The sequence below is a fragment of the Kitasatospora sp. NPDC089913 genome, assembly GCF_044748625.1.
Taxonomy (GTDB): domain Bacteria; phylum Actinomycetota; class Actinomycetes; order Streptomycetales; family Streptomycetaceae; genus Kitasatospora.
This window is the reverse complement of sequence record NZ_JBIVGI010000002.1, coordinates 258,692-273,847: the sequence shown is the minus strand read 5'-3', so window position 1 is coordinate 273,847 and position 15,156 is coordinate 258,692. Positions and strand designations below refer to the sequence as shown.

Sequence of the window (15,156 nt, the reverse complement as noted above, 5' to 3'; positions counted from 1 at the left end):
CGCACCCTCACGCGCCCTCATGCACCCTCACGCACCGTCGCTCTCGGGCGGCGCGTCGCGGTAGGGGTTCCGCGGCTTGGGCACGGCCCTGACCTCCAGGACGTCGAGCACGGGCGCCGCCGTGGCCGGCGCGCCGGGGACCGGCCGCCACACCCCGGTCACCTCGACCCAGGTGTCGGTGGCCGGCGCGGGCTCCGTGCCCTGGACCTGCACGCGCAGCCGGCGGGCGTCGGCGGCGCAGCAGCTGACGAGCAGCCGGTTGAGGTACCAGCCGCCGGGCGTGGCGCCCGGCGCGGAGGCGGGTGCGGCGAAGCCCAGGAGGCGGACCTTGCGGCCCTCCAGGCTGCGGTTGGTGTCGTGACTGCGGCCGACGAACTCGGTCATCGACATCGCGGTGGTCGGCTCGTCCGCCGTCAGCCCCGTGTACGAGACCTGCTCGACGGTGGCCGCCGTGCCCTCGCGCTGGGCGGTGTACGCGCCGAGGGCGGGCGGCGCGAAGAACAGCAGGGCGAGGGCCGGGACGGCGAGCAGCCCGGCGACGCGGGGCGCGGCGCCGTGCTCGTGGCCGTGGCCGTGTCCGTGGTCCTGCCCGTTCTCGTGCTCGTGGTGGTCCTGACCCGAGGGGTCGGCGCGCCGGTGCCACTGCGCGCTGCCGTCCTCCGCGCGGCTGAAGGCGAGCACCGGCTCGCGCTGCGGCAGCAGCCGGCGCACGGCGTTGCCGACGCCCAGCAGGACCAGCAGGAGGCCGGAGACGATCAGCGGTACGTGCAGCCCCTCCTTGACGTACTGGAGGTAGAGGTCGCTGCCGAGGGTGATGCGCAGCAGGGCGCAGCCCAGCAGCGCGACCAGCAGCGACGGGGCGAGGGCTCGGACACGGCTCACAGCAGGACTCCTCCGACGGCGATGCTGGCCAGGACGGCGATCAGGAAGGTGACGGCCGGGAAGCGCGCGGCGAAGGAGCGGCCGAAGGCTCCGGACTGCAGGGCGATCAGCTTGAGGTCGACCATCGGGCCGACCACCAGGAAGGCGAGCCGGGCGGTCGGGGAGAAGCCGGTCAGCGACGCGGCGACGAAGGCGTCCGCCTCCGAGCAGACCGCCAGCAGCACCGCGAGCACGCCGAGCGCGAGCACCTGCAACCAGGGTGTGTCGACGAAGAGTTGGAGCACCGACGGCGGTACGAGGACATTGAACGTGGCGGCCGCCATGGCGCCGACCACCAGGAAGCCGCCGGCGTGCAGGAAGTCGTGCTGCAGGCCGCGGCCGAACCGCTCCCACGGGCCGGCGTCGTCGGCGAGACCGTCCGGAGCCTTCGGCAGGCGGAGCCACTCCTCCTTGCCGAGCCTCATCCAGAGCCAGCCCATGGCCACCGAGGTGAGCAGCGAGGCGATCAGCCGGGCGAGCACCATCTCGGGCCTGCCGGGGAAGGCGACCGCGGTGGAGACCAGGACGACCGGATTGATCGCGGGGGCGGCGAGCAGGAAGGCCAGCGCCGCCGCCGGGGCGACGCCGCGCCGCATCAGACTGCCCGCGACCGGCACCGAGGCGCACTCGCAGCCCGGCAGCACCGCCCCCGCCGCCGCCGCGACCGGCACGGCCAGCGCCTGCCGGCGCGGCAGCAGCCGCCCGAACAGGTCGGACGGCACGAACGCACCGATCGCCGCCGACACCACGGTGCCCAGCAGCAGGAACGGCACGCCCTGCACGACGATGGCCATCAGCACGGTGCGCCAGGTGGCCAGCGCGGGCGTGTGCGACCACCCGAAGAACCCGGTCCCGAGCAGCACCGCCGCCACCCCGGCGGCCACCACGAGCGCGACGCCCGGGCTGCGCCGTGCGCCCGGCCCCGACGGCACACCGGCCCCGGGCGGTCCGTCCGGGGATCTGGTGAGTACTGCGGCTGCGTGGGTCTGTTCGCCCATGGTCCCGCCCCTTGGCTGCTGCCCTCGGCAGAAGTTCACGTTGCCGCACCCGCGCCGGAGCAGGGTAGCGACGGCGAAGGACGGCGCCGACTCGGCTGTGGTGCGAGCGGCGGGGTTAGATTAGCGCTGATAATCATTGCCATCTAGAGCTTTGGTGGCCTCGTTTTGAGGTGGGCAGGTCAGAATGGCGACAGAAGGCCCGGCGGTAGAGCCGGAAGCCGGTCCGAGCGGGCCGCTCCACCGACGGGCGGCCTCCCGGAGAGCAACCCCCGCGAGCGCGCGGGGCCGACGCCCCATACGAGGGGTGGCCGGGCGGGTCGACGGAGCAACCCCCGCAAGCGCGGGGCGGACCTCTACCGGGGGCGTTCCGCCACTTCGCCAGGAGCAATCCCCGCGACTGCGGGGCCGACCAGTTGAGCAAGGAACAACCAGGAGCAACCCCCGCGAGCGCGGGGCCGACTGGACCATGGAGCCGTCCTTGAACGGGTCCAGAGAGCAACCCCCGCGAGCGCGGGGCCGACTTGAGCATGCCGGCGCCGCCGAAGACGAGCGCCGAGCAACCCCCGCGAGCGCGGGGCCGACACTTGCTGACCTGCGACGTTCGGTGTCACGGGGCGCTGGTTGATTCGGTTCGATCGGAGCGAAGCTGATGTACTGCCTTCATCTTCCTTCGCTCCGAGACGTGTTGTCAGTGGCGTGTCCTACGCTCCGCAGCGTACTCGTACGTGGAGGTGGACACGGTGGTCGTGGATCGCTGGCGCTGGTATCCGGTCGATGTCAGGGCCTGGTTGGGCGCGCTGTGGGGCAAGTCCGCCGGGAAGGCCGGGGGGACGGTCAACCTTCTGCTGTCGCACATGCTGGACACCGCCGCCGTGGCGGAGGTCGTCTGGGACCACTACCTGCCCCAGGTGACGCGGCGGCAGCTCGATGCCGTGGCGGGAGGTCCCGGCAAGGGGAGGCGGCTGTTCTCGTGGCTGTGCGGCATTCACGACCTCGGCAAGGCGACGCCGGCGTTCCAGCGGATCGATGCGGCGGGCGAGGCGGCCGTCCGCAGGGCGGGGCTTTCCTGGGACAAGTACGCCGTGAAAAATACGACTTGGCGGCACGACAAGGCGGGCGGCCGACTGCTGCGGCTGCTGCTTGAGAGGGCGGGTTGGGCGCGGGAGCAGATCGACTGGGTGTGGCCGCTGGTCGCCGGCCACCACGGATTGTTCCCCACGGTGGGGCAGTTGGCCCCGAGGAAGGAGGACCTCCAGGGGAAGGGCAGGTCCTGGAAGTCGGCACAGTCAGCGCTGGTGGAGGTGTTCTCCCGGGAACTCGGCTACGAGGGCGGTTCTCCGCTCGCCGGGGTGGAGCCCGCACTGGTGCCGAGCCGGGCGGTGCAGCTCCAGCTGTCCGGCTTTGTGGTGATGGCGGACTGGATCGCCAGCGACGAGACGCACTTCAAGGGCGAGCCCGATCTGGCGAAGGTGACGATGCCGGGGGCACGGCAGCGGGCCACCGCCGCCTGGTCCGAGCTCGGGTTGCGCGGCGGCTGGGGGCAGTTGGCCGTTGCTGGCCCGGAGGCGTTCCGGGACCGGTTCGACCACGGGCCCAGGCCGTCGCAGGAGTTGGTCCTCGATGTGGTGCGCCGGACGGGCGGGCCGGGCCTGGTCATCGTCGAGGCGCCGATGGGGGAGGGGAAGACGAAGGCGGCGCTGGCAGCGGCGGAGCTGATGGCGGCCCGCCACGGTGCGGACGGGGTGTTCCTGGGCATGCCGACCCAGGCGACGGCCGACCCGATGTTCACGCAGTTGCGCACGTGGTTGCGCGAGGTCGGGGAGGGGCTGGAGGGCCAGGTCGCGCTGCTGCACGGCAAGCGGATGTTCAACAAGGAGTGGCGTGGCCTGCTGGAGGGCGCGGGGGAGTGGGGTCAGGACGCCGATTCCCGCTACTCCTCGGTGGGCGTGGACGAGTTCGGCATGTCGACCGACTGCTTCGACGGCTGCGAGGGCGGGGAGCGCAAGGCTCCCGCGGAGTGGTTCCTGGGGCGCCGTCGTGGTCTGCTGAGCCCGTTCGCGGTCGGCACGATCGACCAGCTCCTGTACGCGGCGACCCGCACCAAGCACGTGATGCTGCGCATGGCCGGCCTCGTGGGCAAGGTCGTGATCCTCGACGAGGTGCACGCCGCCGACGTCTACATGTCGCAGTTCCTGCTGGAGGGCCTGTGGTGGCTCGGGCAGGCCGGGGTGCCGGTGGTGCTGCTGTCGGCGACCCTGCCGCCGGAGCAGCGGCGACGTCTGGTCGCTGCCTACCTGGCGGGTACGCAGTCGGCGGAGGAGCCGGTGGCGCTGGAGCTTCCCGAGCCGCAGGGCTATCCGAGTGTGACGGCGGCCTGGCCCGGACCGGCTGGTCGGCCGGAGCTGCTGGTCGAGAGCACCGGGCCGTGGCGAGGCGATCTCCAGGTCCGGGTCGAGCTGCTCGACGAGCTGCCGATGCCCGCCGGCCCCGCAGCGTGGCAGACCGATGCGGAGTCGGCCGACAGGGCTGTGGCCGAGTGTCTCAAGGACCGACTGGCCGACGGCGGATGCGCCCTCGTCATCCGCAACACCGTCGCCCGTGCCCAGGCCACGGTCGACGCCCTCAGGAGGGAGTACGGATCCGAGGTCCGTCTCCTCCACGGCCGCCTGCACGCCGGCCATCGGGCGGACCGTACACAGGAGGTGCTGAAGCTCCTGGGGCCACCTCGTGAAGGACACGAGCGCCCCGAGCGGCTGATCGTCGTCGCCACCCAGCTCGCCGAGCAGTCGTTCGACGTCGACGCCGATCTGCTGATCACCGACCTCGCGCCGATGGACCTGCTCCTCCAGCGCATCGGACGCCTCCACCGCCACGACGGAGTCAAACGCCCCCCACGGCTGGCCCAGCCCGCCGTGGTCGTCACCGGCCTGCACCTCCACGACGGCGAAGCGCCGCACATCCTCCGTGCGTCCGAGAGGATCTACGGCCGCTACCTCCTGCTGCGCACGGCCGCCGAGGTCGCGCGGGCGACGAAGGGCGGCGAGGGCACTTGGAGCATTCCCGGTCGGGTGCCCGACCTGGTGGCCCGCGTGTACGGCACCGGCCCGGTCGTCCCGGAGGCGTGGGCCGAGGCCGAGGCGAGTGCCCGGCAGGACTGGGAGCAGCGGCAGGCCGGGCGACGGGAGACGGCCGCCCAGGTCTTGCTGACCCGGGCCGGGGAGCACGGGGGGACGACCCTGGCCGGGCTGCACTACGGTGCCCACGGAAGGCTGGCCGAGGGGCAGTTCGAGGCGCTGGTGCGGGACGGGGAACGCAGCGTGGAGGTCGTACTGGTGCGCCGCACCGAGAACGGCTTCCGCACGACGACCGGCCGCAGGCTCGGTCCGAACGGTGAAGTCGCCGCCGAACTGATCGACGACGTGCTCTCGGGGACGGTGCGCCTCCCCGCCAGTCTGACCGCGGCCGCCGAGCAGGCTCTCGGTCCGCTGCCGGGCTGGCGCGACCATCCCTGGCTGCGGTACAGCCTCGCCCTCCAGCTGGACGAGCGCGGCGAAGCGACCCTCGACGACGTCCACCTCCGCTACGACGACGTGCTCGGCCTCGTCGTGAGCGGAGGTCGCCACTATGCCTGACCGCGAGAGGTGGCGGGCAGGGAAAGTCCCGACCCGCCACCTCAACCCCGCTACGCCGGGGCCGACTTGTTTCCTCCGGGGGCGTGCAAACACGGCCACGGGCCATCCCCGCGCGCAGAACCTGCGGGGCCGACGAGCAAGTCAAGCATTTGCCCCACATTCGGCTCCGATCGGTGTCACGATGAGCCAGCAACAGTCTAAACAAGGCTAGTTGGGAGATCAGTACGTGCCTGGGTACAACCTCGTCGATGGACCGTGGCTGATGGCGCGGCCCATGGACGGAGGGCCTCCTGTTCGGCTGGGCATCGCCGAGGTCCTGGCCCGGGCCCACGAGTTCGAGGGCCTCGTCGTCGAGTTCTCCACCCAGCTCCCGGCCGTCCTGCGCCAGGTCCTGCTGCCCGTCGTCGCCCACGCCACCGGAGCGCCCCGAACCCTCGACGAGAAGGGCGAACGGCTCGCACAGAAGCACGGTTTCACGGAGGGCGAGCGCAAGCTCCTCGAGACCTATCTCGACGAGCACCGCGCGCAGTTCGACCTCTTCGACCCGAAGAACCCGTTCGGCCAGGTCGCCGGGCTGCGCACCGCCAAGGGCGAGACCAAGGGCTCCGCCGCCCTCGTGGCGACCGCGGCGAGCGGCAACAACGTCCCGCTGTTCGCCAGCCGCACCGACGCAGACCCGCTCGACCTGACACCGGCCCAGGCCGCCCACTGGCTCGTCCACGCCCACTGCTGGGACACGGCGGCCATCAAGACCGGCGTCGTCGGCGACGACCAGGTCAAGGCGGGCAAGACCACCGGTAATCCCACCGGTCCGCTCGGTCAGCTCGGCGTCATCGTCCCCACCGGGCGCACCCTGTACGAGACCCTCCTGCTGAACCTGCCCGTCACCCCGCCCACCGTCCTCGGCGTCCCGCAGTGGCTTCGTGGCCCGCACGGCCCGGCCTGGAAGCCCCGCGCGGCCGAGGGACTGCTCGACCTGTGGACCTGGCAGGCCCGCCGCATCCGGCTCGTCCCGCACGAGGACGGAAGCGGGCAGCTGAGGGTGGCCCGTGTGGTCATCAGCGCCGGCGACCGCCTCACGCCCATGCCCGAGCGGGAGCCGCACACCGCCTGGACGTTCACGGCTCCGGCGAAGAAGTCCGCCACGGCACGCCCCGAGCGCCGACCGCGCCGCCACACCCAGGGCAAGGCCGCGTGGCGCGGACTGGACGCCCTCCTCTCGGCGACCCGGCAGGGCCCGGAAGGCGCCTTCGAGACCAGCGTCCTGCTCGACGAGATCAGCGGTCTGCGGGAGATCGGCAGCCTCGACGCCGACTACCCGCTCCAGGTCGAGACCTTCGGCATGGTGTACGGCACCCAGTCGGCCGTGGTGGAGGACGTCCTCCACGACTCCATCCCGCTCTCCCTGCTCGCCCTCCACCAGGACAGCGAAGCCCACGAACTGCTGCTGGACGTGGCCGAGCAGGCGGAGCAACTGGCGAGAGCCGTCAACAACCTCTCCGCCGACCTGCGCCGCGCCGCGGGGGCGGAGCCCGTTCCCTGGGACAAGGGCCAGCGCCCCGGTGAGTTCCTCCTGCACCTGCTCGACCCGCTGGTGCGCCGCCTGCTTGCGGGCGTCCGCGGCGCGGGGGACGACGAGGAACAGCTCCACCAGGGTCGGCTCGCCTGGGAGGAGGTCGCTCATCGCCACGCGCGGGAGGCGGCGGACGCCCTTCTGCTGGCCGCGCCCGCCGCCACGTTCGGCGGTCGCACTCTTGAGCAGCCGGGCAAGGCGGGCGAGGCGGCCAAGGCAGGCAAGGCGGGCAGGACGCGGTCCTACAGTCTCGGCGCGGCCGGCGCCAACTTCCGTCGGCAACTGGACGAGATCCTGCCCCGCTGGACCGACGCTCTGCGGCAGGCCGCCGCTGCCCGCGAGGCCGAGATCGGCCCCGGCCCCGACCACGACCCGGATCTTGGAGCGGACTTTGACCACTGAGCAGAAGCTACCGGTCCAGCGGCGCCCGTACTGGGAGAGGTACACCGCTCCCGACCACACCTGGCGCATCGACCCCCGCACCGGACAACCGGGCCGGCCGCCGGGCGAGGACCTCGCGGCCATGCGCTCCGGCCTCGGACGGCCGGCCATGGACAGCCCCAGGATGTGGCCGCTCTACAGCTGCGAGGTCGACGACTGGCTCGCGCTGCGCGACGAGGTGTCCGACGAGCAGAAGGCCGAGCACGCCGCCCTGGCCCTGTTCGGCCTCCACCAGCAGAGCCAGTCCACGCCGATGCACCGCCGCGGCGTCAAGCTCGGCCAGGCGCTGCGTGCCCTGCGCCGAAGCGGCAGGTTCAGCGAGGATGCGCTCGACACGCGGGTCGCCCAACTCGCCGGCGCCACCAGCGTGTCCGCACTACTGGTCCACCTGCGCGGCCTGGTCACCCAACTGCGCACGATCGGGCAGCCGCTGGACTACAACCACCTGATGGCCGACATCCGGGCCTGGCACCACACCGACCGGCGCCCGCAGATCCGCCTCAAGTGGGCTGTCGGCTACCAGGCGTGGAAGGAGAAGGCGCCCGCCGAATGACCTGCCCCGCCGCCTGAACCGCCCGCCGAATGACCTGCCCCGCCGCCTGAACCGCCCGCCGAATGACCTGCCCCGCCGCCTGAACCGCCCGCCGAACGACCTGCCCTGCCGCCTGAACCGCCCCGCCACCTGAACCGACGTCCTCCGAGGAGTAGCGCATGACCGGCCGCCTCTACATCGACGTGCACATCCTGCAGACCGTCCCGCCGGCGAACCTCAACCGGGACGACAACGGCAATCCCAAGGAGGCCTACTACGGCGGCAAGCGCCGCTCCCGCGTCTCCTCCCAGGCCTGGAAGCGTGCCACCCGCATGCACTTCGCCGAGAGCCGCGACCGGCAGGACCTCGCCACCCGCACCAAGCGGATCGCCTCCCAGCTCGCCAAGGGCATCGCCGAGCGCACCGGCGTCGCCGCGGAGGACACCCGGCGGATCGCCGACGCGCTGATCAAGGCGACCGGGATCTCCGCCGGCAAGAAGGAGGGCGACACCGCCTATCTCCTCTTCTACGGGCGCCGCCAGTTGGACGGCATCGTCGACCTGGTCGCCGACACCGCCACCGACCTCGCCGCCCTCGACGCCAAGGCGCTCGACGAGGCCGTCAAGGCTCTCCCGGTCAAGGAACAGCTGCAGAGCGGTCACCCGGCCGACGTCGCGCTCTTCGGCCGCATGGTCGCGGACATCCCCGGCCTCAACGTCGACGCCGCCACCCAGGTCGCCCACGCCCTGTCCACCCACGCCGCCGAGCTCGAATTCGACTACTACACGGCCGTCGACGACGAGAACGCCGCCGACGAGACCGGTGCCGGCATGATCGGCACCATCGGATTCAACTCCGCGACCCTCTACCGGTACGCCACCGTCGGCCTGCACCAGCTGCGCGACAACCTCGGCGACGACAAGGCCGCCGTCGACGCCGTCGACCTGTTCGTCGACTCCTTCGCCCGCTCCATGCCCACCGGCTACGGCAACTCCTTCGCCCACCGCACCCGCCCCAGCCTGGTCGCCGTCGTCGTCCGCACCGACCAGCCCGTGAACCTCGTCTCCGCCTACGAGAACGCCGTCCCGGCGAGCCACGGCATCGTCGCCGAGTCCGCACGCCGCCTCGCCGCGGAGTACGCCACCGCGACCGGACAGTGGGGCGACACCCCGCTGTACGTCGGCATCTGCCACACCCTCGGCGCCGACACCGACGAGACCGGATCGGAACTGGCGGAGGCGTTCGGGGCGAACCGCACCTTCGCCGCGCTGCGCGACGGCCTGCGCGAGGCCCTCACCGAGCAGGTGAACGGCAACTGATGCCCGCGGACCTCACCCCCGCGCGCCCGGACGAGGAGCAGGCGGTCCTCGTCCTGCGCCTGGCCGGCCCGCTCCAGTCCTGGGGCGACCGCAGCGCCTTCAACCGCCGCGACAGCCGCCCCCAGCCGACCAAGTCCGGCGTCGTCGGCCTCCTCGCCGCCGCCGCGGGCCGAGCGCGCGAAGCCGACATCACCGATCTGGTCGGACTGAGTCTCGGCGTGCGCATCGACCAGCCGGGAACCCTGCTGCGCGACTACCACACCGTCAGCGACTACCGCGGTCGTCCGTTGCCGCAGGCCGGCGTCAATGCCAAGGGGGCACAGAAGCCGACCTCCCCGGCGAAGGACACCCACGTCACCCACCGTTACTACCTCCAGGACGCGGTGTTCGTCGTCGCCGTCCAGGGCCCGGCCGCCCTCGTCACGGCACTCGCGGAGGCGATCCGCCGCCCCGCGTTCCCGCTCGCCCTCGGTCGCCGCTCCTGCGTCCCCACCCAGCCGATCGCCCTCGGCGCGATGCGCGACGGCACCCTGGAATCCGTCCTCGCCGAGGAGCCCTGGCAGGCGGGCGATGCCGCGAGGAACGCCTACCGGCGACGGGCCGAGCGGGCACCGGAGCCGTTCTCGCCGCAGCGGATCGACCTGGCCGCCACTTTCGACGACCCGTCCGGCGAGGACACCGCGCAGGACGTGCCGCGCTCCTTCGCCCCCCGCGAACGCGGCTTCTCCACCCGGCGGATCCGCCACACATGGCTCTCCGTCGCCACCGGCTTCCCGGCCCCCGCCGCACCGACCAGGCCGGCCGACGCGGCCGGCGGCCACGACCCGTTCGCCCTGCTGGGCTGGTGATCCCATGACCTACCTCTCCCGCGTCCGTATCAACCCCCTGCGGGCCGCCAGCCGCACCCTTCTCGCCAACCCCCGCGCCCTGCACGGCGCCGTCACGGCCGGAACTCCCGATGTCGCTCCCGGCGACCGGACCCTGTGGCGCCTGGACACCGACCACCCGCGCAGGCCCGTGCTGCTGGTCCTCACCCCGTCCAAACCGGACTGGACCCATCTCGTCGAGAAGGCCGGATGGCCCGACGCGGACGGCGAGCACTACGCCGTCCGCGACTACAGCCCGCTGCTCGCCCAGCTCGCCGTCGGCCGCGAGTTCGCCTTCCGGCTCAAGGCCAGCCCCGTCCAGAACACGTCCAAGCCCGACAAGGCGAGCCCGCACCGCAACAGGACCGAAGCGGAACTGCGCCACCGCTCCTACCGCATGGCCCATCGCACCGCCGCCCAACAGCTCACCTGGTTCCTGGACCGCACCACCCGATGGGGCTTCACCGTTCCCGAGGCCCGCACCGACCTCCCCGCACCGGGCCTCGAACCGGCTGACCCGGACACCCCCGCGGATGCGCAGCCCGCGCGGGAGGTGAGGATCACCGACCGCAGCCGCAGCACCTTCACCAAGCCCGGCACCCGCACCCCCGTCACCCTCACCACCGCCACCTTCGAGGGGCACCTGCGCATCACCGACCCCGGTCTGCTGCAGGCCACCCTCCTCGGCGGCATCGGCCCGTCCAAGGCCTACGGCTGCGGTCTGCTCACCCTCGCGCCGCTGTCGACAGGGACGCGCTGACCGGTGGCCGACATCTGGTGGAAAGCCCACCCCCACGACCTGCACCGCCTCGCCGACCGCGTCTCCAGCGTCTACGTCGAGCGCAGCCACATCGACCGTGACGAGAACGCCGTCGTCGTCATCAACAAGCGTGAGACCGTCCGTGTCCCCGCCGCCATGGTCGCCGTCATGCTCCTCGGCCCGGGTACCCGTATCACCCACGGCGCCGTCAACCTCCTCGCCGATTCGGGCACCACCGTGTGCTGGGTCGGCGAACAGGGCGTGCGCATGTACGCCGCGGGTCTCGGCCCCAGCCGCGGCGCGGCCCTGCTCAACCGACAGGCCTGGCTGGTCAGCCGCACCAAGGAACGCCTCGCCGTCGCCCGGAACATGTACCGCATGCGGTTCCCCGGGGAGGACGTGAGTGCGGCGACCATGCAACAGTTGCGCGGCCGCGAGGGCGCTCGCATCCGCAAGCTCTACCAGGCCGAGTCGCGCCGGACCGGGGTTGCGTGGAACGGCCGCGTCTACAAGGCCGGCGACGCCCACGCTGCGGGCGACGACCTGAACCGCCTCCTGTCGGCGGCCAACGCCGCGCTCTACGGCATCTGCCACGCCGTCATCACCGGCCTGGGCGCCAGCCCCGGCCTCGGCTTCGTCCACACCGGCCTGGCGACCTCGTTCGTCCTCGACATCGCCGACCTCTACAAAGCCGAATACACCATCCCCTTGGCCTTTGACCTCGCCCAGCAGGGCCACACCGAGGAACGCGACGCCCGCCTCGGGCTACGGGACCGCATCGCGCAGGACAAGTTGCTCGGCCGCATCGTCAACGACGTCAAGACCCTCCTCACTCCCGAGGGCGCTGATATGCCCGACACCGAGGTCAACGAACTCTGGGACGAACGCGCCGGCACCGTCCAGGGCGGCGTCAACTGGTCCGGCACCGAAGGCACACCGGCGCCCGGCGTCTCCGACCCGGGCATGGGCGACGACCATCTGGCCATCATCGGACCGGAGTTCACCCAGGACACGAGCAGCCCATGACCGTCATCATCCTCATCGCAGCCTCCGAAGGCCTCCGCGGACACCTCACCCGCTGGATGGTCGAAGTCAACGCCGGCGTCTTCGTCGGCACCCCGAGCCGCCGCATTCGAGACCGTCTCTGGGACCTCCTCGCCACCCGAATCGGCGACGGCCAGGCCGTCCTCGTCGAACCCGCCACCAACGAGCAGGGCTGGACCGTCCGCACGGCGGGGAAGGATCGCTGGACGCCCGTCGACTTCGACGGACTGATTCTCTCAGCCCGCTTGCGCCGATAAACTCGCAGGTCACGAAGTGTCGGCCCCGCACGCGCGGGGATTGCTCCGGCCAGGTCATCGGCTCCAAGCCGGTGCCCCTGTCGGCCCCGCACGCGCGGGGATTGCTCCGTCCCGCCGGCCGCCAACGAAGTCGGCAAGTTGTCGGCCCCGCACGCGCGGGGATTGCTCTGCGCCCATTCGCGTAAAGCGATCCAACTTGTAGTCGGCCCCGCACGCGCGGGGATTGCTCCACCGCGCATGCCTTGCTGAACGCCTCCACCCGGTCGGCCCCGCACGCGCGGGGATTGCTCCTGGCCGAGCAGGGCCGGGCCGCCGGACGGCTCGTCGGCCCCGCATGCGCGGGGATTGCTCCCCTGGGGCCGGTCCGTCACCCGGAGCTCGCCCGTCGGCCCCACACACGCAAGGATTGCTCCAGCACAGCAGCCGGGGGGAGCGCTCCGAAAAAGTCGGCCCCGCGGGCGCGGGGATTGCTCGCGGTTGGACGAGCGGCAGAACGCCGTCCAACGGTCGGCCCCGCACGCGCGGGGATGGCTCCGAGCGGACCTGTGCTCGAGGGTTGCGCCGCTGGTCGGTGGCCACGTGATGTCGCGGGAACTCGTGTCCTGAACGCCTTCGCCCGATGGATCGACCGTGCCGCTGGCCGCCGGTCTCTCGATCTGGCCGGAGGTTTCGGGACCTTCATGGGGACGTTCCCGGTGCGGGGTCCCGTCCGGCGTCGGTTCCGTATGCGGCGGCCCTGCCGGCGTGCTCCACCGGGGGAGCACGCCAGCAGGGCCGCTGTCGCAACGCCCTCCGGGAGCCGCTGAGGCGCCTCCCGGAGCCCGTCAGACCTCCAGGTCGTAGACCGCCGTCACCGGTGCGTGGTCGCTCCACCGCTCCGCGTGGGTCTCGGCGCGCTCGACGTAGGCTTCGACGGCCCGGTCGGCCAGGGCGGGGGTGGCGACCTGGAGGTCGATGCGCCAGCCCGAGTCGTTGTCGAAGGCGCGGCCCCGGTAGGACCACCAGGAGTAGGGGCCGGTGCGGTCGGGGTGGAGGCGGCGGACGACGTCGACGTAGCCGGCCTCGTCGTAGACGCGGGAGAGCCAGGCGCGCTCCTCGGGGAGGAAGCCGGCGGCCTTCTGGTTGGCCTTCCAGTTCTTGAGGTCCTCGGGGCGGTGGGCGATGTTCCAGTCGCCGCAGACCACGACCTCGCGGCCGTCGGCGGCGGCGCGGGTGCGGAGTTTCTGAAGGTGGAGGAGGAACTCCGCCATGAAGCGTTCCTTCTCCTCCTGGCGCTCGGTGCCGACTTCTCCGGAGGGGAGGTAGAGGCTGGCCACGGTCAGGCCCGGCAGATCGATTTCGACATACCTGCCCGAATTGTCGAATTCCGCCGATTCGAACCCGACGGCCGTCCGGCTCGGCTCCCGGCGGGAGAGGACGGCGACGCCGGCCCGGCCCTTGGTGGCGGCCGGGGCCCACACCGTGTGCCAGCCGTCCAGGTCGCGCAGTTCCACCGGGAGCTGCTCGGGCTCGGAGCGCACCTCCTGCAGGCAGACCACGTCCGCCTCGGTGGCGGCGAGCCACTCGATGAAGCCCTTCTTGGCCGCTGCCCGGATTCCGTTCACATTCACACTCGTCACCACGATCACCCGGGCAGCCTACCGAGTGGCACTGACAGGGGCGGGATGCGACGCGTCCGCTTGGGTGCTTGGCGTGAACGCACCATGAAACTGTGGGTCGGTCGTGCCGGGGGGCGCCATTGGTCTTGACCATCTCCCGATCGAGCCCCTAGGGTCACTTACTGCAAAGACCTTTAATAAAGAAGGACGGAAAAAGCCCGCTCTCCCACCTGCCGCAACAGCGGGCAGCGGGCCGGAACCGACCTCTTTCGGTCACGGTCGGGCACAGCGGAAGAAAACCGGGTGGAGGACATGGTGGGAACGACAGGGCAGCTCGCGGCGGTTCCGGAGCCGAAGTACTGGCACCTGCGCACGGTGCTGCTCCGCGCCATCGACACGGAGTTCTCCACCGGCCAGATCCTCCCCAACGAGCGCGAGCTCTCCGCCCGCTTCGGTGTCGCCCGGGCCACGCTCCGGCAGGCGCTCGACCAGCTGGAGCTGGAGGGCCGCCTGGTCCGTCGGCGCGGCATCGGCACCCTGATCGCCGCCCCCAGGGTCGGCGTCCCGGTGAACCGGCAGGAGGAGGGCTGGCCCGGCGCCGCCCGCAGCCAGGCCTGGCGCGCGGTGGACTGCACCACCGCCCCGGCCACCCGTCGGCTGGCCGCGGCGCTCGGCGTCCCCGAGGGCGCGCCCGTGCACACCGTCCGCCGGGTCCGGCTGGTCCAGGGGCAGAGCATGGCCTCCGAGTCGCTGCACGTGCCGGCCGCCGTGCTGCCGCACCTGCCCGGTTTCCGCGCCGAGAGCGACCGCGCCCGCTCGGTGCTGCGCCAGCTGGAGCGCCTGGAGGTCGACGGCGAGTCCCGCTCGGTCGAGCTGGGTGTCGCCGAGGCCGAGGAGGCCGCCCTGCTGGAGCGCCCGCCCGGCTCGCCGGTCCTGGTGATGACCACCCAGTACGCCGCCGCCGGCCGGCTCGTCGCGCTCGCCGTCGCCACCTACCGCGCGGACACCTGCAAGCTCACCTTCGGCGAGACCGGCCTCGTCGAGGTCACCCCCGTCGGCGCCACCCCCGTGGGTGCCGCCGCCTCCTGATCCACTCCCGAAAACCCTCAGGCCCGGGCCCGAACGCCGTACAGGCGTCCGGGCCCGGGCCGTTTCGTGCGTGGGAGAGGGGCGGATCACGGGTTCCTGAACGAGGGACAACCGTTCGGGGTCGCC

12 protein-coding genes and 1 CRISPR repeat array are annotated in these 15,156 nt (G+C 72.3%); of the genes, 9 read left to right on the top strand and 3 right to left on the bottom strand.

From position 1 onward, the window contains the following. Positions 1-27: 27 nt before the first annotated feature. Both ACIPYS_RS05390 and ACIPYS_RS05385 read right to left on the bottom strand, forming a co-directional pair. Positions 28-882, bottom strand: a complete 855-nt coding sequence (locus ACIPYS_RS05390) for a TIGR03943 family putative permease subunit (protein WP_093863348.1) — start codon at positions 880-882, stop codon at positions 28-30. Beyond that, the gene (locus tag ACIPYS_RS05385) at positions 879-1,919 is read right to left on the bottom strand and encodes a permease (protein ID WP_400743394.1); all 1,041 of its coding nucleotides are present in this window, start codon (positions 1,917-1,919) and stop codon (positions 879-881) included. The genes ACIPYS_RS05390 and ACIPYS_RS05385 overlap by 4 nt, the downstream gene beginning before the upstream one ends. Before the next feature lie 725 nt (positions 1,920-2,644). On the opposite strand from ACIPYS_RS05385, the gene cas3 reads away from it, so the two are divergent. The 8 genes from cas3 to cas2e all read left to right on the top strand — a co-directional run bounded on the left by cas3 (position 2,645) and on the right by cas2e (position 12,343). Continuing rightward, positions 2,645-5,551 carry a CRISPR-associated helicase Cas3' gene (cas3, locus tag ACIPYS_RS05380; RefSeq protein ID WP_400743391.1) on the top strand — a complete coding sequence of 969 codons (2,907 nt, stop codon included), beginning with the start codon at positions 2,645-2,647 and terminating at the stop codon, positions 5,549-5,551. A 226-nt stretch (positions 5,552-5,777) separates the two neighbouring features. Continuing rightward, positions 5,778-7,526, top strand: coding sequence for a type I-E CRISPR-associated protein Cse1/CasA (gene casA, locus ACIPYS_RS05375; RefSeq protein WP_400743388.1), 1,749 nt, complete (start codon positions 5,778-5,780; stop codon positions 7,524-7,526). Further along, positions 7,516-8,118, top strand: a complete 603-nt coding sequence (gene casB / locus ACIPYS_RS05370; protein WP_400743384.1) for a type I-E CRISPR-associated protein Cse2/CasB — start codon at positions 7,516-7,518, stop codon at positions 8,116-8,118. Before casA ends, casB begins: the two co-directional genes overlap by 11 nt. Positions 8,119-8,276: 158 nt before the next feature. After that, positions 8,277-9,416 (top strand): type I-E CRISPR-associated protein Cas7/Cse4/CasC, encoded by a 1,140-nt coding sequence (gene cas7e, locus ACIPYS_RS05365; protein ID WP_400743381.1) that lies wholly within the window; start codon positions 8,277-8,279, stop codon positions 9,414-9,416. Continuing rightward, positions 9,416-10,264: a type I-E CRISPR-associated protein Cas5/CasD gene (gene cas5e, locus ACIPYS_RS05360; RefSeq protein WP_400743378.1), complete on the top strand. Its 849-nt coding sequence runs from the start codon at positions 9,416-9,418 to the stop codon at positions 10,262-10,264. The genes cas7e and cas5e overlap by 1 nt, the downstream gene beginning before the upstream one ends. A gap of 4 nt (positions 10,265-10,268) precedes the next feature. Further along, complete coding sequence (gene cas6e, locus ACIPYS_RS05355) at positions 10,269-11,042, top strand: type I-E CRISPR-associated protein Cas6/Cse3/CasE (RefSeq protein ID WP_400743375.1); 774 nt, start codon at positions 10,269-10,271, stop codon at positions 11,040-11,042. A 3-nt stretch (positions 11,043-11,045) separates the two neighbouring features. Continuing rightward, positions 11,046-12,068 (top strand): type I-E CRISPR-associated endonuclease Cas1e, encoded by a 1,023-nt coding sequence (gene cas1e, locus ACIPYS_RS05350; RefSeq protein WP_400743372.1) that lies wholly within the window; start codon positions 11,046-11,048, stop codon positions 12,066-12,068. Then, positions 12,065-12,343, top strand: coding sequence for a type I-E CRISPR-associated endoribonuclease Cas2e (gene cas2e / locus ACIPYS_RS05345; protein WP_400743369.1), 279 nt, complete (start codon positions 12,065-12,067; stop codon positions 12,341-12,343). Before cas1e ends, cas2e begins: the two co-directional genes overlap by 4 nt. Before the next feature lie 18 nt (positions 12,344-12,361). Continuing rightward, positions 12,362-12,878: direct repeats of the CRISPR family, unit length 29 nt; unit sequence GTCGGCCCCGCACGCGCGGGGATTGCTCC. A 289-nt stretch (positions 12,879-13,167) separates the two neighbouring features. Here the strand turns inward: cas2e and ACIPYS_RS05340 are convergent. Continuing rightward, positions 13,168-13,971, bottom strand: a complete 804-nt coding sequence (locus tag ACIPYS_RS05340) for an exodeoxyribonuclease III (RefSeq protein ID WP_400743366.1) — start codon at positions 13,969-13,971, stop codon at positions 13,168-13,170. 285 nt (positions 13,972-14,256) lie between these two features. On the opposite strand from ACIPYS_RS05340, the gene ACIPYS_RS05335 reads away from it, so the two are divergent. Beyond that, a complete protein-coding gene (locus ACIPYS_RS05335) occupies positions 14,257-15,030 on the top strand; it encodes a GntR family transcriptional regulator (protein ID WP_093865322.1) in 774 nt (257 codons plus the stop codon). Positions 15,031-15,156: the final 126 nt, after the last annotated feature.

Bases quoted from the DNA above. Each gene is read 5' to 3' on its own strand.
- cas2e (WP_400743369.1), top strand. From the start codon at position 12,065: ATGACCGTCATCATCCTCATCGCAGCCTCCGAAGGCCTCCGCGGACAC.
- cas6e (WP_400743375.1), top strand. From the start codon at position 10,269: ATGACCTACCTCTCCCGCGTCCGTATCAACCCCCTGCGGGCCGCCAGC.
- ACIPYS_RS05385 (WP_400743394.1), bottom strand. From the start codon at position 1,919: ATGGGCGAACAGACCCACGCAGCCGCAGTACTCACCAGATCCCCGGAC.
- cas7e (WP_400743381.1), top strand. From the start codon at position 8,277: ATGACCGGCCGCCTCTACATCGACGTGCACATCCTGCAGACCGTCCCG.
- cas5e (WP_400743378.1), top strand. From the start codon at position 9,416: ATGCCCGCGGACCTCACCCCCGCGCGCCCGGACGAGGAGCAGGCGGTC.